The sequence below is a fragment of the Symbiobacterium ostreiconchae genome, from assembly GCF_055396975.1.
On record NZ_AP042454.1, the window covers coordinates 2,367,925 to 2,387,123 of the forward strand.

Below are 19,199 nucleotides of genomic sequence, written 5' to 3' on the forward strand. Positions count from 1 at the left end.
CCTCCTTGCAGGCGATTGCGTTGGAATTCCGCGAATATCGCGATTATCCTGCAAGAAGGGCAGGAACCCTGGTGACGTGGGATCCGGGGTTCCGGCTGGCCCCGATACGGGCGCCGTGGATCAGGCCGACCGCGGGTGGGGAGGATTCCTGGCGTCGATACCCAAATGATAATGATTCAGATATGAAAGCGTTCTGCGGTGCCACCACGGGAGGCCAGACGGATGAAGTGGAGCACGATCGAACAGAACATCGGCCGAGGCCTGCCCTGGGTGATTCTGCTCGCCTATGCGGCGGCCCTCGCGATGCTGGCCCTGGACGGCCTGACGCCGACGTTCTCGGCCCTGCTCGACTCGTCCAGCCCGGTCTTCCACCTGGTGCTGTTCGCCGCTCTCTGGGCGGTCGCGCTGCGGCACAGCCACCCCGGCACCCTCCTGAGCCTGGTCGCGGTGGGGGTTCTCGGCGGTCTGCTTTTCCCTGGCCTGTTCGGGCCCCGGCTGGGCGTAGGGGAGCGGCTGGTCCGCGCCCTCACCACCCCCGGCTGGCTCTGCGCCTTTGCCCTTGGGCCCGCGGCGGGGGCCGTTCTCAGCCTGACGCGGGACTGCGCCCGTCTGCGGGAGCAGCCGCTTCAGGGTCAGGCGTGGATCCCCTTCGCCATACGGCGGTTCCGGGACGCGGTCGGCGTGCTCTTCGCCCTGGCGGCCCGCCACCTGCTGGTGCCGCACGCAGCCACGCTTGCGGCGGCTTCGCCGCGCACCTGGTGGGAGGCGATGCAGGGCGACACGGCCTGGCCGGTGCCTGTTGCCGTCCTGCTGGCCCTGGCCCTACTCTACGTGCAGGGGTCCGTCCTGAACCACCTCGCCGCGGGGGGCGGGCTGCAGGACCTCGGCCAGCGGGCGTCGCTGGGTCTGGCGGCGGGCGGCCTGCTGATGACGGTCACCAGCCCGCTCTGGTCCGCGCACACCGGCGGCGTGGCCCGGGCTGCGAACATCGGCACCTGGTCGGCCATCTGGGCCTACAGCCCCACAACCCCCGCCTACTGGATGCTCCTGGCCTTCACCGGCGCGGTGATGGTCGTCATCCTCTCGGCCCTGAGCTCGGTCGTGCCCTGGCGGCGCCGGCCTGCACCCGCGGGGTCCGGACGGGCTTCCGCCCCGCGCCCCCATGCCATCCCGCCGGGCGCGGAGCCCCGTCCCGGGGCAGGGCAGGGCGCTGCGGGACAGCCGGCCGGTTCCGGTGCGGCGGCAGGCCCGGGGGCGCAGGCGCGGGCGAAGGGACCTCCCCGGCGGCCCGCGCCGCCGGACATCACCCGGAAGCGGGCCTACCAGGAGGGGATGAGGGAGCTGAACCAGCTCATCGGCCTGGCCGAGGTGAAGCAGTCGGTCCGGCGGCTGGTCGCGGACGTGCGGCTCACCCAGGAGCGCCGCCGCCGCGGGCTCAAGACGTCCCCGCTGGTGCTGCACATGTCCTTCCTGGGCAACCCCGGCACGGGCAAGACCGAGGTGGCCCGGATCATCGGCAAGCTGCTGTACGGGATCGGGCTGCTGCGCACCGGCCACTTCGTGGAGGCGAGCCGGTCCACCCTGGTCGGCGAGTACGTGGGGCAGACCGACCGGAAGACGCAGGACGTGGTGGAAGCGGCGCGGGGCGGCGTGCTGTTCATCGACGAGGCGTATGAGCTCATCCCCCGCGGCCCCGGCAGCAACGACTTCGGCTACCAGGCGGTCACGGCCCTGGTGAAGGCGATGGAGGACGCCCGGGAGGACCTGGTGGTCATCCTGGCCGGCTACGAAACGGAGATGGAGCGGCTCTGGAACGCCAACCCCGGGCTGAAGAACCGGATCCACTACCACATCCGGTTCCCTGATTACACCATGGACGAGCTTCTGCAGATCCTGGAGAGGATGGCCGCCAAGCAGGGATACCTGCTGGGTCCAGGGGCGCGGGAAGCCGCCCGGGCCAGGCTGGAGGCGGCCCGGCAGGAGCCGTTCTTCGCCAACGCCCGCTCGGTGCGGAATCTGATGCAGGAGGCCCGCACCCGGATGTCCGAGCGGCTGTCCCGGGCCGACCTGCGCCGGCTGACCAACGAGCAGCTGCAGACGCTGCTGGCGGAGGACTTTGCGGCTGCCGGGCTGGAGCAGGAGGCGCCGCTGTAGCGGCAGCTGGTCCGGGGGTGCCCGGGGCGCTCTGCGTTCTGTTCTGATTGTGTGTTGGTGCGAGGCGGCCTGCAGGAGGCCGCCGTTTTCGTCGGCGTGACTGGCAAGGAAACGGCGGATCCGCGGGGTTTGCTGCCGGCCCGACGTCCAACGCGGTGGAGGGATGGAAATGTTCACGTTTTTGCTGTGGATCCTGCTCCTGCTGATCGCCCCGCCCGTGGCTCTGCTCGCCTTGCTGCTCTACCCGCTGATCTGGCTGTTGCTGGTGCCGTTCCGCCTCGTGGGCATCGCGGTGGACGGCGTGCTGAGGCTGGTGTGGGCGGTGGTGACGCTGCCGGCACGGATCCTGGGCTGGCGGAGATAATATTGAAATAGTGTTTGAGTTCAGGTTATGATCGGTGGCAGGGGAGGGGAAGGACGTGGACAGTATCCGAAATCCGCGCTGTTTCCTGGTGTACGCATTGGCCCCGGAGGGGGTTTCGCCCGCGGAGGCGAACCGGTTGCTGAACGCGTATGTGGCCGACGAGGGCCGGGGCCTGGCGGTCCATCACGACCACTTCATCGGGCAGCCGGGTGGGGTGGCGGTGTTCTTCGCCGAGACGGCAGCGCAGCGGGCCGCCCTGGCAGATCCTGGCCCGCTGGCTGGGTGGCGGGTCGAGGTCCGGCCGCTGATCTTCTCCCGGAGCCCGTCCGGGTTTGACGAGCAGGTCGCGTTCACACTGCGGGCGTACCGCAAGGCGGACTGAGAGAAGCTGCGCCTGGAGCAGCGGCCGAGGTATGGGGATCCGAACAGGGAGGCGGAGACGGGGGAGGAGGATGTGTGACGGTTTCTCCCCCAGCCGGGCTGTTCCGCGGCAGCGGGGAAGTTGGGCCAGCCGTAGAATCGGCTGTGGTCCGTGCGGGATTCCGTATCACCATGGGTACGCCAAACTTGGGGCACAGGGGCGCAGCGGGTTGCTGCGCCTGTTGCGCGCCCCGGGTTGCTGATGCCGTCGGTACGCTCCGCTGGCCCGAGCCGCGCATCTCCAGATGACACAGGATTCCAGCAAGTCAGTGCCGAAAACGTTCGGTATTGAATTGTGTGATGCCTGTCATCTGGGGGCGACAGGATGAGCAGGAGAAGAGACCTCGATCGCTTCTACGAGCTGCTGCAGGAGTTAGAGGCCCGGGTCGGTGGAGCCAGGCTGCTGAGTGATCGGCAGGCAGGTCGGGATCTGCCCCAGAGGGGGGTGTACTTTTTCTTTGAACCCGGAGAGTTCCGGGAAGATCGTCGAACCTACCGGGTAGTACGGGTGGGTACCCATGCGGTGTCCCCGGGGAGCCAGACCACACTCTGGAAGCGCCTCAGTCAGCACCGGGGCACCCTCCGTGGAGGAGGAGGCAACCATCGGGGATCGATCTTCCGGCTGCACGTGGGCGCTGCGCTGCTAAACCACGGATTGGCAGATGCGGCGGCCGGGGTTCAGTGGGGGAATCCTCATCGACCACCGGAAGGAGAACTGCGGGAGGCCGAGAGGCGAATCGAGCAGATGGTGAGCCAGTACATCCGGTCGATGCCGTTTCTCTGGGTTGCGGTGGAGGATCCACCAGGGCGAAACAGCGACCGAAAGGTGATCGAAGCGAACGTCATCGGGCTGCTTTCTAACCGGGGCCGACCTCCTATTGATCCCCCGTCAGCTGGCTGGTTGGGTCACTGGTCCGTCAATCCGGCTGTGCGGGAGTCGGGGTTATGGAACGTGGATCATGTGGATGAGGGGTATGATCCGGCGTTCTTACATCTACTGGAGAAGTACGTTGAGGCCACCTGTCCCCGGAGGTGGCGTGCATGAGGGTCTTCGAGCCGGCACTGAAGTACCTACCGTCAGGGGAGTGGTCGGTGTTTGGGCCGACGTCTTTTCGGCGGTACCTGTTGGAGAACGGCTTTGATAACCGACGGATCGACACGGCAGCGTACATCTCTATCGACTCGCTCGATGACCTGCCGCCTGAGCTCCGGGAAGCGGGAGCTATGGTGCTAAGACTCGGCAGGGCGACCGACGGACCAGGGACGCAATTCGCCGTCATTGGTACGCCAGGGAGAGTAGAGGACTTCTTTCTAGTCGATGAGGAAATTTACACACAAAAAGATCCGGAGATCTATCATCCGCAAAGCGACCCCCGGGACCTACTGCCCTATTACCTCCTGCCGAGATTGACGGAGCGATGCATGGTCAATTTGGCCTTTGCTTCCGGGTTGATGGGCTACGCCCTAGGAGCCTGTCTGAGTAAGCCAGTTCTGTAGGAGCAAAAGGGTTCGGTGTCCAATGTCTTCAGCATGAGCAAGAAGACGTATCGACCGTATGAGCCCAATCAGCTGTTGCTGCTGCCCCCTGCCCTGCAGGACTGGCTTCCGCATGACCATTTCGCTTACTTCCTGAGTGATGTCGTGGACTCACTCGATTTAAGCCAAATCGAACAGACGTACGAGCGAGAGCTACGAGGTTACCCACCGTACCATCCGCGGATGATGGTCAAGGTGCTGCTGTACGCCTACTGCAACGGCGTCTACTCCTCTCGCAAGATCGAACGCCGGCTGCAGGAGGACGTAGCCTTCCGCGTCCTTGCGGCCAACAACCAGCCCGACTTCCGGACGATCAGCGATTTCCGGAAGCGGCATCTAAAGGCCCTCTCCGACCTGTTCCTGCAAGTGGTCAAGATCTGCAAGAAGGCCGGACTGGTTCGCCTGGGTCATGTGGCCTTGGATGGCACCAAGATCAAGGCCAACGCCTCCAAGCACAAGGCGATGAGCTATAGCCGGATGGTGGAGGAAGAACAACGCCTGAAGGCAGAGATCGCAGAGCTGCTCCAGAAAGCCGAGCAAGCTGACCAGGCCGAGGATCACCGCTTCGGCCCACATCGTCGTGGGGATGAACTGCCCGAAGAACTCCGCTTCCGTGAGCGGCGGCTGGCCAAGATTCAAGAAGCCAAGGCTGCTCTGGAAGCCGAAGCGCGCCTGAGGGCCGGCGCTGACGAACATGAGCCTCCCGAAGGGCCCGAGCCCAAGGGGGCCAAGGGGGGCCGTCGGCGGAAGCAGCGGAAGGCAGAACCTGCTCCGACAGCGCAGCGCAACTTTACGGATCCCGATTCCCGGATCATGAAAGGCTCTGACAAGCAGTTCATCCAGGGATACAACGCACAAGCCGTCGTCGATGCCGATACGCAGATCATCGTAGCCGCTGCCGTAACAAACCAGGCGGCAGATGCTCCACACTTGATCCCCATGATGGAACAGGTCGAAGCCAATGTCGATGAGATGCCGGAGGAGGTTTCTGCCGATGCAGGGTACTTCAGTGAGCAAAATGTTCAGTGGCTGTTGCAGCGGCGAATTAATCCCTACATTCCTCCGGAGAAGCAGCGACACAGCGAACGTCGGCGTGCGAAATCACCACGCGGCCCGATTCCCAAGGGAGCAACGCTTCGGGATCGGATGCGGCGGAAACTGCAGCTAAAGCGACACGCCGAGCGCTACCGGAAGCGAGAGCAAAGCGTTGAGCCGGTCTTCGGGCAGATCAAGGAGGCTCGTGGTTTCCGGCAGTTCCATCTCCGTGGACTGGAAGCAGTCAACGGGGAATGGGTTCTCGTGTGCCTTTGCCACAACCTCTTGAAGCTCTACGCGTTCAGGCAGGCCGGATAGACCCGAAATCTGCCTTCAGACAGCGCATGAAGAAGTAGGCACGATCGTTGATATCCAATCATTGGGAGTCTGCCCCTATCTCACGTGCGGTTACCCGGACAGGCTCCTAGGATTGGACAAGCCGTGGCCGACGGCAGCGCCGGCGATGGGGGCAGGAACGTTCAGCTTCGAAGTGGTGCCTTACCCCGGAGCTCAAACCCTTCAGCACTCGACCGGGCAGGTAGAGATTGACGCCTTGTTCGTAGGTCGACGTTCCGGGAAGGAGACGGTATTCATAGTCGAATCGAAAATGGGACCGGCGGGCTCTCTCGCCAAACATAAGCTTGTCTACGCGGCGAAAGCGGTGGCTCCTAGACTTGGAACGACGCCCCTAGCTCCCATTTACTTGCGTTGTGAGCACAGAGGCCCCACAGTCCAGTACGACGTGGTTGAATGTTCTGGGTGGAATCGTGAACTTACGCAAATGGCTGCCGTGAAACATCGGCGCTTGCTGCTAGATCTCGGAACACATGGTTTGACATTTCTAACATGAGTAAGGTTGGAGGAGATAAGATTGGCCGATGCGTTGACGCAACTAGCTCTTGCTATCGCGCAGGGACTCCCGCAACCTCCTGGTGGTCTGCGCCCGTTGTTGGAAGCACTGTTTGGAGGACGGTATTACAAGTCAGAAGAGCGGAAAGCGAACATTCGAGTATCAATGGGAGTCGACGCCCCGTTCGCCGGATTCATCCACCCCGAAAACCCGACATCTGGCACTTATGGCGGGGCGAGCCTTGTCTGGTTTCCCACTGAGGATGCCGGATCCATCATCACGTTCGTGGTAGGGACGGCTGGCCTTTCCCCTGATGAGGGGTTACTGAGCCGCCCGGGCCACCGGCGGCGTGTACGGGCGCTGCGTAAGTACCTGATGGACAACGGGATCTGGATGTGGGCGAAGCCCGATCCGACTGCCCTTGGCGTGCCGGTTCCAGACTTCGTTCATGAGCACCTTAGGGCGTTCGAGTCCGCGCTCCGGCGGTACGGCGGTGAACTATACGCCATAGCCAAGGTGCCGCAAGAGCCTGATCGTGCACGTATCGTGGTCCAGGCCTTCTTTGACCTATACGCGTATGAGCGCGGGTGGAAGGTTCTAAAGGAGTATGAAGCGGAGTATTACCGGCTCATCGACGCCATGCGGGCAGACCTCTTCGCGCCGACCACCGAGGCGGAGGTATATGACCTACTCACTCGCCGTCATTTTGTCATTCTCCAGGGACCGCCGGGTACAGGCAAGACGCGCATGGCCGAACTGGTGAAACAGCGGTATTTCGGTGGTCGGGGTGCGACCGTTCAGTTTCACCCTGCGGTAACGTACGAGGACTTTGTCGTAGGCTTGTCGCCAAGGCCAGAAGGCGAGAACTTGCGCTTCATCGTGCGTCCCGGATGGCTCTTGGAGGCCGCGGAGGCCGCGAAGGAGGGTCCGTACCTCCTCGTCATCGATGAGATCAACCGTGCAGATCTGGGGAAGGTGTTGGGCGAGGCCATCTACCTGTTCGAGCCGGGAGAGATTGGGGGGGACAGGCCTCGGACGGTGCAGCTCCCGCACGCCGTGAACGGTATGAAGTCCTTTACCTACCCGCCCAATCTGTACGTCCTAGGCACGATGAATACGGCCGACCGGTCCATCGCGTCGCTGGATTTGGCAGTGCGCCGCCGGTTTGCTTTCATGACGATTCGGCCGAATCCTGACGTAGTGAAAGCGACCGGACTCGAGTTGGCCTTCAGGGCATTCGCTGCACTCCAGGATGTGTTTGTGGAACACGCTCCCGATGAGGCACTGGACCTGCTGCCTGGCCACAGCTACTTCCTGGCCCAGGACGATGAGGAGCTCAAGAGGCGGTTCAAGTACGAACTTTTGCCGCTTCTCGACGAGTACTTACGAGAGGGCATGGTGGCCTCCTTTGCAGCCGAACTGCAGGCTGTACGTGACCAGATTGAGGGTGTGATCGAACATGGCCGCTGGGCGGACTAGCAGTACAGCCCCCAAGCAGGCGCCGCTCTACCAAGCTGTGGATCACGGTCCTGCGATCACCCTTTCCCCGCAACTGTTCGCTCCCCCACAACGGGATGGTGGGTGGGGATCGTATGCGGAGGCTTTCCTACGCTTCAACCAACCCGCCTTCCACGCCCTCGACATAAAGGCCGAGGCGCATGCTGGCATTGGCGGGTTCTCCATCAGACTCACCCCCGGCGGGAAAACGGGGGCCGTACCCCTTCGCTCTGCGCAGACTGGGCGGGTGGTTGGCGGCCTCTTGGTCTCCCCTCGCTTTGGTTGGTCGGGGGTAGGCAGAGTACTTGCCGAGACGGGGTGGCCGGCCCTTCCGGAGTTTCTACCTCTCCCCATGGTTCCGGGGAGCGGACGGGAGGTGCCTCCCTGGGTGCTCGCCGGACCTGTGCTCGCCCGACTGGAAGCGATGCTTCACCGGTTGCAGCGGGGATACCAACAGCGTGAGACGGTTCTGGGTAGTCCGCGGGGGCGTATCCTCTGGAACCGCTACATCGCGGAGTCGCTGGTCCGGGGACAGTGGCACTGCGTTCCTTGTCGATTCCCTGACCTGGGGCACGATCCACTCCTCCGGAGTTACGCGCGTTGGGTCTTGGAACGCGTACATGCCGACCTGGTGCGTGTAGGCCGTGGCGACCCGGTTGCAGCTGGGTTGGCTACCGTTGCGCATAACTTATTGGACACGCTGACCGACGTTCAGCCACAACGCCCCAGGCGCCACGAGCTAGATCACTGGGGACGACGCCGGCTCGCCGACGAAGCGCTGCGCCTTGGCATCGAGGCCATGGCCTGGGTGGAGGAGGAGCGGGGGCTGGGCGGCGGTCGGGAGAGGGACGGTTTGGCTTGGGCGCTGTCGTTGGAAACGCTGTGGGAGGCGTATGTAGAAGCAGTTGTCCGCCGCGAAGCGAAGCTGATCGGAGGAGAAGTGAAAGTCGGGCGGCTGGGCGAAACCGTGGTGCCCATCGCCTGGCAGGACCCCGTGCGCCGCTCGCTCGGGCACCTGGCTCCGGACATTGTGGTGCGGCGCGGGCGTACGATTCACGTGATCGACGCCAAGTACAAAGCCCACTTCGCTGAGCTTAACGAAGTGGGCTGGCGGCGATTCACTGACGAGGAAAAGGCGGTGCACCGGGCGGACTTTCATCAGATCCTGGCCTATGCGGGGTCTTTCGATGCCGAGGACATTACGGCGACGCTTGTATACCCATTACCACAACGTACCTGGTCGAATGTGGCTGCAACGTGCTGCGACACTATTTCGGCCGAAATTGTGCAGGGTGGCCGGCGGATTCAGTTGAACCTGGTCGGCTTGCCGTTTGGATACTCAACTGTCAATGTGAGTCTGCTCCTGAAAAGGTAAGAGGGTTTGGGACAGGCATTTACCCCATATTTGTGCGGGAGGAGGTCTAGGAGAGTGATTTCGGCATGGTGGCTGCTACCCGCATTCCTCTTGGGTGCAGTAGGCGGGTTCTTCCTGTTCGTGTGGTTAGATGGGCTGCTCGCACGTTGGGAACAGGAGGATGACATGAGAAGAGCCGAGGAGAATCGAGCTTTTTGGCGAGCTCAGATTCCGAGGAAGGTAAGGAAGATCTGGCCCGATATTACTAAGTCTGAGATGAAAGCACTAGAGTCGCTCAATCGGCTGTCTGGCCGGGAGTTTGAGGAACTCATAGGTCGGTTATTTGAAAGGATGGGCTACGCGGTTGACCTCGTCGGTGGAACCGGCGACCACGGAATAGACCTAATCGCCAGCAACGAGTCAGAACGAGTCGTAGTTCAGTGTAAACGCTACAGTGTTTTGACCAGCATCTCCAATAATGAGCTGCGCAATTTCATAGGCGCAGCTCTCCCGCATCAGCCATGCCGAGCGATCTTGGTTACCACTTCCTATCTGACCCCGAAGGCAGAGGAGTATAAGCAGATGTCGGGCGTGGAGGTGTGGTCCGGCCGGGACACGGTTCGCCTTCTCTTGGAACATGGCCTGCTGCAAGCCGGTCGCAAACGGGAGCGGGCAGGTCATACAACTGGTAAAGCGCAAGGCCAACCAGATGAGGCGAGCATCCGCTCGCATAGCGATACTTCATCGAGCGCCTAAATGTTGTTGCCCAGACTATTTGTCAACAGGTGCTGAGCATCGTGCGCTTGTGTAGGACAGAGAATATTGAAGATAGAATCATCAGGAGAGGGGCTGTCCTCTCCGTTTTGGTACGACAGGGGACAAATATGAGAGCCTGCCCAGGCCTGTGACTTGGCGGTCCACCTGGGCAGGCTCTCCCCACAGGGCGGAGTGCACCTGTGTATGTGTATCTTACTTCCCCTCGGTCAGAACGTCCAGACCTATCTTCGCAAATATGGCACTTGCGGGCCGGACCTGCCCCTGCACTGCCCAGGTTGCGGTGGTCGAATGCGGCGGCATGGGCGGTACTGGCGCTGGGTCTTTACTGCGCACCAGAAGGCGTACATCCCGATCTACCGCTGGTGGTGTCCAGGGTGCCGTAAGACGTGCGCCATCTTGCCTGACTTTCTGAAATCGTACGCCCGATTCATCACGCTGGTGCGAGAAGCCGTGATCCGCGGCCGGCTCCGACGGGGGCTGCCCTGGAGTACTCTGGCCCAGCGGCTGAGCAGCCCAGCGGTAAGCTGACTCTCGGAAAAGACGCTCAGACGCTGGCTTGGCAGGGCGAGAGACCTGGCCGGGGAGTGGAGCCAGATGCTCGCCGAGCGCATCTTGCGCTTCTGGGCCGGCGACCATCCTCGAGGCGCTCACACCCCGGCGGGAAGGCTCGGAAGCCGCCCTCCACTTCCTGCTCGACGTCGGGGACTGGTACCGCTGCCAGTTGGATCGGCGGCCGGAGGAACACGCCGGGGTGTTTGCAGCCCTGAACCGCCTGGGCGGGGACCCTGCCCCCCTCTAGCCCGCCACCACAGAGTCTGTCCGTCGCCCTCTGACAGGTCGCCGTGCCACAATGGCCCCAACCTGGCATGGGAGGCGACCGACATGGACGAGCAGCAGCGAGACGAGATTGCCGCGTTCCGGTGGCAGCTCATCGCACCGGTGGTGGCGGGGGATCTGACCCGGCTCGAGCGGCGGCGGCTTCTGCAGCAGATTGCGCGACAGCGCCACGAGATACCGCACAGTGACAAGACCCGGGTCAGCGTCCGCACCCTGGAGCGGTGGATCGCGGCCTACCGGCAAGCTGGCTTCGACGGGCTGAAACCGAAGGCGCGGGACGACGCGCAGCGAGGCCGGGTCATCACGCCCGAGATCCTGGAGCAGGCCATCGCGGCCAGGCGGGAGGTGCCGGAGCGCAGCGTGCAGCAGATCATCGACACGCTGGAGAAGGCTGGCGTGGTTCCGGCGGGGCTGCTTCGGCGCAGCACGCTCGCACAGCACCTGGTGCGGGCAGGCTACAGTCGCAAGGCCATGCTCAGCTGCAAGAGCCAGGCGACCTTCCGGCGCTTTGAGGCCGCCCATCGCAACGACTGCTGGCAGGGCGACGTGTGCCATTTTCTGGCCCTGCCACACCCGGACAGGCCCGACAGGACCCGCAAGGTCTACCTCATCGCGTTCATCGACGACTACAGCCGCATCGTGTACGGGCAGATGTACTGGGAGGAGAAGCTGCCCCGCCTGGAAGACTGCCTGAAGCGCACCATTCTGCGCTATGGCCTGCCCCGGCGCATCTACGTGGACAATGGGGCGATCTACTCCGCCCGTCACCTCTCCCGCATCTGTGGCCGGCTGGCCATTCGCCTCACCCACTCCCGGCCGTACCGGCCGCAAGGTCGCGGGAAGATCGAGCGGTTCTTCCTCACCGTGCAGAGGAGCTTTCTCCCGGAGGCACAGCAGCTCATCGCGGCAGGCCGGCTCACCACGTTGGAGCAGCTCAACGAACTGTTCTGGGCCTGGCTGGAGGTGGCCTACCACCAGCGGGTCCATGGCGTGACCAAGCAGACGCCCCACGAGCGGTTTGAACACGACACGGAGCCACTCCGGCGCATCGACCCCACCGCGCTCCGCGAGGTCTTCCTCTGGGAGGAGGAGCGCATGGTGGATCAGACGGGCTGCTTCTCGCTCTACCGTAACCACTACGAGGTGGACTCGGCCATGGCCCGCCGGAAGGTCACGCTCCGCTACGACCCCTACGACCTGAGCCAAGTCCAGGTCTGGCATGAGGGCAAGCGTTTTGCCGACGCAGTGCCGCTGGCGCTTCACCGTACCCGTCACCAGGCGGTGCCGCCCGCACCCGAACCGGCAACTGCGGCGACGCAGAGCGGCCTGAACTTCCTCACGCTCGTCAGGAAGCAGCATGAGGCCGAACGACGGATACAGTTGGGGCAGACCGCCTACACCCGGCTGACGCAACCGAAGGGAGGCCAGAGCTAAGTGCTGGTCGAGTTCTTCGGCTTTCGCGTCCTGCCCTTCAGCAAGAAGATCGCAACCAGTGAGCTGTTTCCCTGCCCGCAACACCAGGAACTGGTGGCCAGGCTTCAGTATTGCGTCCGCCACCGGGCCTTCGGGCTCGAAGTGGGCGCCGGTAAGTCCACCGCCATTCGTACCCTGTACGACCTGCTGGACCGCACCCGGAACCCGTTTGTCTACATCGCCGACTCCAAGCTCACGCCAACGGCCTTCTACCGTGACGTACTCACCCAGCTCGGTGTGGCTGCACCGTACCACTTCCTGAGCCGAGAGACCCGGCGGCTGTTCGAGCAGACCATCCTCGACGGTTACCGGCTGCACGGGCTGCAGCCCGTCATCGTCCTGGATGAGGCGCACCTGCTGCCCCACGCCATGCTCCAGGAGGTGGGGTTCCTGCTCAACTTCCACCTGGATTCCGCCTGTCCCATGACCTTCGTGCTGGTGGGGCAGTCCGAACTGCGGGGCATGCTCCGCCTGCGCACCTTCGAGGCCATTGCCCAGCGCGTTCAGGTGCGCTACCACCTGGGGGCACTGAGCGAGGAGGAGAGCATCGCTTACATCCGGCACCACCTGCGCCATGCGGGCGCAACATCCCCCATCTTCTCGGAGCAGGCGCTGCAGAAGATCGCGGTGGAGTCCCGGGGTCTCCCCCGGGTGATCAACACACTCTGCACCAGTTGTCTGCTGGACGCCTGCTCCCGGGAGCAGCGCTTCGTGGACGAGGCGAATGTCGACCGGGTTCTGTTTGAGCTGCAGGATCTGCAGACCGCCAAGGGCAGCAGCCCGTGGTAATGGAGGGATGACTCGTGCTGGCCTCACTGCGAGCGACCGTGCTGCCTCAGTATACGGTTGAGGTCTACTTCGATTGTGAGCCGGACTGCCGGACGCACCCACGTTACGTACTCGTGCTCCGGGATGGAACGACTGGTGCCGTCGAGCTGGAGTTCCCCAGCGCCCGAGATCTTCGTGCATTCCTCGCCAGGAGCCGCCAGGCACTCACGGAGTGCCGGAGGACGGCACGGATTCACCGCAGCCCAAGCAAACGGGTCGCATCCGGAACTGTACAAGCTACACTGTTCTAAGCTCAGCAGGGGCGGCCGGCTGGCCGGCTGCCCCCGATCCTGGCGACAAACCAACGCGTCAGTTGACGAACGACACTGTCGCCAGTCAAGTCACTGCCAAATAGCGCGGGCAACAACAACGCCTGCGCAGAGCGACCCGACTGAGGCCATACCCTGGGGCAGACCCGGATGGCTCACCCTCACCGTGGAGGGCGCCAGGACGCCGGACGGGCAGCCGCTGCAGACCGGGCCGGTCAGCCTGAAGATCTATGCCTACAGCAGGGAGACGCAGGACTCCCACCCGTACCTGGTGCAGTGCTATAGCAGCCTGGGAGTGGCCCCGCCCGGGGAAGGGCTGTGAGGTCGTTGCAGAACGCGAAAAAGGACCCGCCGGAGGGGACGGCGGGTCTTTCCGTATCCTCACTCTTTGGTATAGTGAAGAGGACAAGCGCTAACGGACGATCCGCGATGCGAGGGAGAGCCGATGACAGAACCCAGACAGCCGGCTTCGGTCGACACGGTGATCATCGGCGGGACGGCCGCCTATCACCTGGCGTTCGACCCGGGCTGGACGGAGCGGATGGTGGAGACCCCCTTCGGCCCCGCCGGCCCGTTCCGCATCTTTGCGGTGGCGGGCCGGCCGGTCGCCTTCCTCAGTCGGCACGGGGGCGAGGGGCGGCTGGGCGTGACGCCGCCCTTCATCAACTACCGGGCCAACGTTTGGGCGGCCCGCGCCCTGGGCGCCCGCCGGATCCTGAGCTGGAACAGCGCCGGGTCGCTCGTCCGCTCGCTGCCCCCGGGGAGCCTGGCGGTGGTGTCGGACCTGATCGACTGGACGCGCCGGCGGCCGGACAGCTTCGGCGGGGTGCTGCGGGCAGGGCCGGCGGCGGTGAGCGAGCTGTTCGATCCCGACCTGCGGGCCAAGCTGGTGCGGGCGGCCGCGGCCTGCGGCCACCGGGCCGCGCCGGGGGCCGTCTACGCCGCCACCGAGGGGGCCCGTCTGGAGACGCGGGCAGAGATCGCCCTCCTGGCCCAGGCGGGAGCCGAACTGGTGGGCATGACGCTGGCCCCCGAGGTCTTCCTCGCCCGGGAGCTGGGGATGGTGTACGGGTCGCTCTGCTGGGTCTCCAACTACGCGACCGGGGTCCCCTTCGACGGGCCGGAGCAGCGGCTGTTCGGGCCGGAGGTGGGGCAGCTGATGTTCGGGATCATGCGGCGGCTGCTGGAGGAGGAGGCGAACCAGGGTGAGTGAGACGCTGTACATCCTGCCGGAGGACATGCTGCCTGCGGCGACGGAGAGCGGGGCGGGAACCACAGGCCCCAGCACTAGCGGAAGCCTCACGGCGGAGCACGCCAGCCCGGTCACGCGGCACGAGACGCCGTACGGGCAGGTGGAGCAGCGGGGCCTGGCCCTGATCCGCACGGCTGACACCGACCCCCGGGCCCTCATCTACGCGGCCAAGGCGGCCGGGGCCTCGGCCGTCCTGGCGGCGGCGAGGGTAGAGCCCGTGAGTCCCCTGCTGGAGCCCGGCGACTTGGTGGTCCCGGCCGACGTCATCGACCTCACCCGCCTCCTTCCCCCCACCTTCTTCGTGGGCAAGGGCTACGGGTTCATCCGGCTCGACCCGCCGTTCTGCCCGGAGCTGTCGGCGGCGCTGTATGCGGCGGCGCGCGCGATGACCCCCCGGACGTTCCGGGGGGCCACGTACGTCGGACTCGACGGGTCACGGGAGGCGACGCCGGCCGAGCGGCGCATGTACCGCATGTGGGGAGCGGACGTCTTCGGATCCGGGCTGGTGCCCGAGGCCTTCCTGGCGCGGGAGCTGGAACTGTGCGATGCGGCGCTGACGGTGGTGGGTGACGCGGAGGTCAACCTGCTGCCAGTCCTGGCACGAGCGGCCGGGATGGTGCGGCACGATCGGAGCTGCAGCTGCCGGCAGGCGATGGCCGGGGCCCGCGCACAGGGGCTGATCGGCGACGACTGGCAGGAGTGGGTGGGAAAATAAGCAAGGTACAGGTTTTCGCGCGTGTGCAGAAGTAAGAAGGTCCAGCGCGGGCGCGAACCTCTCGCGCGTACTACTAGGACCGGGTTACTCAATTCCCGGATCCACAGGCACCATATGCGTCAACCGGCGGTCGCATTCATTCAACGAGCAGTTCAGGCAGTACAACGACCAGACCTCGTGGGGCGAGACTGAAGGCGTTCGTGTAAGTCCGGAGCGAACCTTACGACGGAAGAGCTAAACGAACACCGCCGCAAGCGATTGGCGATGTACAAGATCCCTAAGTAAGTGGAGTCCGGCCGGCGCTACCGAACACCGCGGCGGGGAGGATATTGAAGCGAGAATTGAAGAAAGGTATGAGAAAGCGGGACCTCGAAGGCCAGGTTCCGCACAACACTTGTGCTCCCCACCGTACTGATATCTGCGATGATCTGTCCTTGTTGGACCCCGCAACTAAGCAAACCGGAATGACGGAGTGTGTGAGTCACCGTCATGTTCCGACGGTTACGCTACTGTTTGCGCACGCCGCCTTTGCGCTTCAACCCCAACCCTTTCAGGAACAGGTCGGGAACATCGATACGACCGTCTGTCTTCACGCGAAGAATTCCAAGTTCAATCATGTAATCAACCAGCTCGCGCCCTGATATCTCGGTTCCGAGTGAGTCGGAGAGTGTAGAGAAATCTCGTTCTTGTATGGCTTCATGCAGGATACGCTGCAGGTCCCTCCGCTCAAATGGAACCTGGTGCCCTTCCAAGTGCTTCTTGACAATTCTTAGCCAAGGCGACTCGTCATACCAAGACCTCACGTGGTCGAGAGAAACGATGTCTAATGCTTGGCGGAGAGATGAGGGCTCCAGCAAGCGCGTACCAGAGGGAAGGCTCTTCTTCATCTGTATGTCTGCGGCGCGTTCGATCAGTCGAACCAAAGGCCTCGGGAGTGCCTTTTGATGGCCGTCTCGAATGTGATCCAGTAGCCAGCGGTACGTGTAACCCTTCTTGATGTTGGCTCCCATGTAGGGACCAACTAACCTTTCAGTCAGTGGGCGAGCATCCGCTATCGACCGAATGACAGGAACGTAGCCCAATGCGGGATCTTCCGTAAACGCGATGCGGGCACGCTGACAGTACTGCAGTAGTTCATCGCTCTGGTTGGCGACGCGCTTAACCAGCATTGCGTAAAGGTCTACATCCTGCCATGTCAACTCCACCCGGTTAGCTGCCAATTTCGCAAGATCTGGGCCTCCTGAGAGGACATGCCGCTCAAAGATGTCCGATCGAAGGAAAATCTTTCCCCTTATGCGATGCCAACGTCGGGCGTAGCTGGCCCATAACGCCACCAGCCCGTCCACCGCACGACTCATCACTTCTCGACTCTTGCTTCCGAGAGTGTCCAGCTCGTCGTAAACCACAAACAGGTATCGGTTATCTTGCTCCAAACGTTCGTCCAGTCGATCTAGAGCCAGCACCGGCTCGGCGCCCTCTTGCAACAGTGCCTGGTAGTTCGCGATAACATCACCTGCCTGTTGCGCTTTGAGGGCGGTCATGTTCCCCCTAGCTGTGTCATCCAGTTCGTCCCACACCAGCCTTACTAGGTAAGCAAGCCAGACATCCTGAACAGCCCCTCTTCGGTCACCGTACTCCTGCAGGAATTTGTTCCATCCACTCACTTCGGGGTAGTCACGACCGACAGTGAACCCCTTGCGCCAGCTCGCTTGGCTCCCCCTTGCAGGAAGGCGAATGTTCTTTGCATATCGCGCTATTGCATCTAGCAACTGGAACTCGGTTACAGCTCTGAACATTTCGGTCTTGCCCGAACCGCGAGGACCTACTATGAGGACAACATCCGGATCCAGTGCCCGGGCGTGGCTGGGCACTGGATAGAAGTTGTGGGGAAATCTCTGTGCATCTTCACTCTCGGCCCTTCCCTCGCTGCCCATTCGCGAGAGCTGTTCCAACAGGCGTTCTTTCTCCTTAGTGCTCGTCATTTTGTTCCTCCGTCCGGCCAAACCGTTGTGCAATCCGTCTTCCGAGATGCAGATACTCTTTGTCCTGCGCCAATACGTCTACGACCTCAGCTATGTCAGTGAAATGAGCTAGGCGAACTTTGTAGGTGATGGGGATAGGTACGTGTGGTGCGCTTTCGTTTTCCATATCACGAATATACCAGAGATCGTCTTCATCTTCGGACCCTTCTTCAGGATCCGCGGCATAGTACAGCTCTGAAAACAGTATCTCTGTTTCCTGCGCGAACACTCTCTTTGCATCCTCTGCTGAGGCGTTGGCATCAGGCACCATCGCCTGTACCAACAAGCAATCCAGTTGCTGTTTGTTTGCAAGGATGCGCTCTTTCCCGAAACGTTCCAGAACAAGCCGGAGTCCGGCCAAAGACTGCTGGGATGCATTGCCAAAAAGCACATGCAGATGGGCTGCCCCGCTCATCAAGGCAAGCGATTGGTCCGCCAAGCCTGTCCGGGTGTCGACGACAACCCAGTCAGGTTGCAGTTCCTTACGAATCTGATCGAATAGGTTCTTGATGACTGAGTCTCGGCCTGCTACTGCATCTGAGCTAAAGTCCAATCTAGCCAATTTACCTGGATAATCGTCATCTAGCCTTCCTGCTGGCACTACAAGGATCTCGCCTGACTGTACAATTTCAGGCCTACGGCAAGCGTGGTAATAATCAGATAGCGGAACTTCACCGAACGGCCGCTCGAGAAGGTAGTCAACAACGCCCCACTGTGCCGTAGTTCCGCGGGCATCAGCTGCCAGCAACGAACCGATGCCAGGCGCGTCGAGATCGAAATCGATTACAACTACGCGCTCACCCTTTCTCGCCCGCTGAATGGCGAACGATGCCGCGGCCGTACTCCGGCCCATACCTCCCTTAAAGGAGTAAAACAGAACAATTGGAGGTCCAGCTGTTGCCTTCCATAAGGGTTCCGTTGGCACTCTGAACCAAACATCACGGGTGCGGTAGCGCCCAAGATAACGAATCCGATCGTGCTCATCCAGCGGTTGTGCATCTCGCCAGGCCTTTGAATACACTTGTTGGTTGGCCTTTCCGGGCTCGTTGCCCAACCAGATGTCACCTGACCAGTACGGAGCAGCAACCCCTTGCAAAGTCTCGTTAACAATATCCCTCAGCTCATTCTCTGCGGATCTGTCTGCCCACAGCACAAGACGTAATGAACCATATATATCCTCAATTAGCACAATCTTCTCAATAGCTGGTGAGTATCCTCTTACCAACTCTTCAAGTTTCTGTATAACGTCCCGCTTAACCTCGTCGAGGTGCTTATGCACTAGACCACCCCATCCAATTTCATACGGATAATGGTGGAATTGTATACCCTCCAGGCTGCCCGCATCCACGTGAGGGCATCAGCATAACTAATCTGTCCAGCTGGCCAATAGCGGACTTCCGGTCTCCACCCAGAGAGGATCGCTCTATAGGTAGGAAGGTGACGAGGAGTTGCGTACCTAGCGGTGCGCGAACCCAACATTGAAGCGAGATGGATGGCACGGCTACTGAGGTTCTGGAGATTATGGCGCTTACCCGGATGACTGCCAGTCTCAAGAACAACAATAGTCTTTAGCACGCACTCTACTACATACCCTGCGTGATAAGCTGCCCCATCGAACCTCTTCGCCTTCCATAACGCTGTAGCGTCCTCTATGTGCTTTGTGGAAGCCTCAGGAAAATCGTCACCGTTGGGAAAAGCTATACTGGACATTGCAACCTCCCTACATAAGGCCCACTAAGTATAGACAGAAACTTCACTAGCTCAAGTTTCGCGTGAATAACCCGCACTCCGTACAATGGAAACCCATTGAAAAAGCA

At 62.3% G+C, this 19,199-nt stretch carries 19 protein-coding genes; 16 read left to right on the plus strand and 3 right to left on the minus strand.

From position 1 onward, the window contains the following. Window positions 1–222 precede the first annotated feature (222 nt). The 16 genes from ACZ5UM_RS11440 to ACZ5UM_RS11515 all read left to right on the plus strand — a co-directional run bounded on the left by ACZ5UM_RS11440 (window position 223) and on the right by ACZ5UM_RS11515 (window position 15,361). Window positions 223–2,154: an AAA family ATPase gene (locus tag ACZ5UM_RS11440; protein WP_464844255.1), complete on the plus strand. Its 1,932-nt coding sequence runs from the start codon at window positions 223–225 to the stop codon at window positions 2,152–2,154. Window positions 2,155–2,323: 169 nt separating this feature from the next. Continuing rightward, window positions 2,324–2,518 (plus strand): hypothetical protein, encoded by a 195-nt coding sequence (locus ACZ5UM_RS11445; RefSeq protein ID WP_464844257.1) that lies wholly within the window; start codon window positions 2,324–2,326, stop codon window positions 2,516–2,518. Between the two features lie 136 nt (window positions 2,519–2,654). Continuing rightward, the gene (locus tag ACZ5UM_RS11450) at window positions 2,655–2,900 is read left to right on the plus strand and encodes a hypothetical protein (protein ID WP_464844258.1); all 246 of its coding nucleotides are present in this window, start codon (window positions 2,655–2,657) and stop codon (window positions 2,898–2,900) included. A 363-nt stretch (window positions 2,901–3,263) separates the two neighbouring features. Next, complete coding sequence (locus ACZ5UM_RS11455; protein WP_464844260.1) at window positions 3,264–3,983, plus strand: hypothetical protein; 720 nt, start codon at window positions 3,264–3,266, stop codon at window positions 3,981–3,983. Beyond that, window positions 3,980–4,435, plus strand: coding sequence for a hypothetical protein (locus ACZ5UM_RS11460; protein WP_464844261.1), 456 nt, complete (start codon window positions 3,980–3,982; stop codon window positions 4,433–4,435). Before ACZ5UM_RS11455 ends, ACZ5UM_RS11460 begins: the two co-directional genes overlap by 4 nt. 33 nt (window positions 4,436–4,468) lie before the next feature. After that, window positions 4,469–5,827, plus strand: coding sequence for an IS1182 family transposase (locus ACZ5UM_RS11465; protein WP_464848360.1), 1,359 nt, complete (start codon window positions 4,469–4,471; stop codon window positions 5,825–5,827). A gap of 61 nt (window positions 5,828–5,888) precedes the next feature. Next, a complete protein-coding gene (locus tag ACZ5UM_RS11470; protein ID WP_464844262.1) occupies window positions 5,889–6,359 on the plus strand; it encodes a DUF6997 domain-containing protein in 471 nt (156 codons plus the stop codon). Between the two features lie 21 nt (window positions 6,360–6,380). Further along, on the plus strand, window positions 6,381–7,838 hold the full coding sequence (locus ACZ5UM_RS11475) for an McrB family protein (RefSeq protein WP_464844264.1): 1,458 nt from the start codon (window positions 6,381–6,383) through the stop codon (window positions 7,836–7,838). A gap of 442 nt (window positions 7,839–8,280) precedes the next feature. Then, window positions 8,281–9,231 (plus strand): 5-methylcytosine restriction system specificity protein McrC, encoded by a 951-nt coding sequence (locus ACZ5UM_RS11480; protein ID WP_464848363.1) that lies wholly within the window; start codon window positions 8,281–8,283, stop codon window positions 9,229–9,231. A 54-nt stretch (window positions 9,232–9,285) separates the two neighbouring features. Further along, window positions 9,286–9,966, plus strand: a complete 681-nt coding sequence (locus tag ACZ5UM_RS11485) for a restriction endonuclease (protein WP_464844266.1) — start codon at window positions 9,286–9,288, stop codon at window positions 9,964–9,966. Window positions 9,967–10,275: 309 nt separating this feature from the next. Beyond that, a complete protein-coding gene (locus ACZ5UM_RS11490) occupies window positions 10,276–10,515 on the plus strand; it encodes a DUF6431 domain-containing protein (protein ID WP_464844267.1) in 240 nt (79 codons plus the stop codon). A 354-nt stretch (window positions 10,516–10,869) separates the two neighbouring features. Then, a complete protein-coding gene (locus ACZ5UM_RS11495; RefSeq protein ID WP_464844268.1) occupies window positions 10,870–12,258 on the plus strand; it encodes a transposase in 1,389 nt (462 codons plus the stop codon). After that, on the plus strand, window positions 12,259–13,086 hold the full coding sequence (locus ACZ5UM_RS11500; protein ID WP_464844269.1) for an ExeA family protein: 828 nt from the start codon (window positions 12,259–12,261) through the stop codon (window positions 13,084–13,086). It begins immediately after the preceding gene. 474 nt (window positions 13,087–13,560) lie between these two features. Continuing rightward, window positions 13,561–13,716 carry a hypothetical protein gene (locus ACZ5UM_RS11505; RefSeq protein ID WP_464844270.1) on the plus strand — a complete coding sequence of 52 codons (156 nt, stop codon included), beginning with the start codon at window positions 13,561–13,563 and terminating at the stop codon, window positions 13,714–13,716. 123 nt (window positions 13,717–13,839) lie between these two features. Then, entirely contained in the window at window positions 13,840–14,607 is a 768-nt protein-coding gene (locus ACZ5UM_RS11510) for an MTAP family purine nucleoside phosphorylase (RefSeq protein ID WP_464844272.1), read from the plus strand. Then, complete coding sequence (locus tag ACZ5UM_RS11515; protein WP_464844273.1) at window positions 14,600–15,361, plus strand: phosphorylase family protein; 762 nt, start codon at window positions 14,600–14,602, stop codon at window positions 15,359–15,361. Before ACZ5UM_RS11510 ends, ACZ5UM_RS11515 begins: the two co-directional genes overlap by 8 nt. Window positions 15,362–15,867: 506 nt before the next feature. On the opposite strand, the gene ACZ5UM_RS11520 is transcribed toward ACZ5UM_RS11515, so the two are convergent. The 3 genes from ACZ5UM_RS11520 to ACZ5UM_RS11530 are packed head-to-tail and all read right to left on the minus strand — an operon-like array spanning window position 15,868 to window position 19,092. Further along, window positions 15,868–17,343 carry a P-loop ATPase, Sll1717 family gene (locus tag ACZ5UM_RS11520; RefSeq protein ID WP_464844274.1) on the minus strand — a complete coding sequence of 492 codons (1,476 nt, stop codon included), beginning with the start codon at window positions 17,341–17,343 and terminating at the stop codon, window positions 15,868–15,870. Continuing rightward, complete coding sequence (locus ACZ5UM_RS11525; RefSeq protein ID WP_464844275.1) at window positions 17,330–18,661, minus strand: tyrosine-protein kinase family protein; 1,332 nt, start codon at window positions 18,659–18,661, stop codon at window positions 17,330–17,332. The genes ACZ5UM_RS11520 and ACZ5UM_RS11525 overlap by 14 nt, the downstream gene beginning before the upstream one ends. Beyond that, window positions 18,661–19,092: a HEPN domain-containing protein gene (locus tag ACZ5UM_RS11530; protein ID WP_464844276.1), complete on the minus strand. Its 432-nt coding sequence runs from the start codon at window positions 19,090–19,092 to the stop codon at window positions 18,661–18,663. The genes ACZ5UM_RS11525 and ACZ5UM_RS11530 overlap by 1 nt, the downstream gene beginning before the upstream one ends. Window positions 19,093–19,199 lie beyond the last annotated feature (107 nt).

Excerpts from the sequence above, each read along its gene's own strand:
- ACZ5UM_RS11440 (WP_464844255.1), top strand. The coding sequence starts at position 223 with ATGAAGTGGAGCACGATCGAACAGAACATCGGCCGAGGCCTGCCCTGG.
- ACZ5UM_RS11445 (WP_464844257.1), top strand. The coding sequence starts at position 2,324 with ATGTTCACGTTTTTGCTGTGGATCCTGCTCCTGCTGATCGCCCCGCCC.
- ACZ5UM_RS11455 (WP_464844260.1), top strand. The coding sequence starts at position 3,264 with ATGAGCAGGAGAAGAGACCTCGATCGCTTCTACGAGCTGCTGCAGGAG.
- ACZ5UM_RS11460 (WP_464844261.1), top strand. The coding sequence starts at position 3,980 with ATGAGGGTCTTCGAGCCGGCACTGAAGTACCTACCGTCAGGGGAGTGG.
- ACZ5UM_RS11465 (WP_464848360.1), top strand. The coding sequence starts at position 4,469 with ATGAGCAAGAAGACGTATCGACCGTATGAGCCCAATCAGCTGTTGCTG.
- ACZ5UM_RS11480 (WP_464848363.1), top strand. The coding sequence starts at position 8,281 with ATGCTTCACCGGTTGCAGCGGGGATACCAACAGCGTGAGACGGTTCTG.
- ACZ5UM_RS11490 (WP_464844267.1), top strand. The coding sequence starts at position 10,276 with ATGCGGCGGCATGGGCGGTACTGGCGCTGGGTCTTTACTGCGCACCAG.
- ACZ5UM_RS11495 (WP_464844268.1), top strand. The coding sequence starts at position 10,870 with ATGGACGAGCAGCAGCGAGACGAGATTGCCGCGTTCCGGTGGCAGCTC.
- ACZ5UM_RS11510 (WP_464844272.1), top strand. The coding sequence starts at position 13,840 with ATGACAGAACCCAGACAGCCGGCTTCGGTCGACACGGTGATCATCGGC.
- ACZ5UM_RS11520 (WP_464844274.1), bottom strand. The coding sequence starts at position 17,343 with ATGACGAGCACTAAGGAGAAAGAACGCCTGTTGGAACAGCTCTCGCGA.
- ACZ5UM_RS11530 (WP_464844276.1), bottom strand. The coding sequence starts at position 19,092 with ATGTCCAGTATAGCTTTTCCCAACGGTGACGATTTTCCTGAGGCTTCC.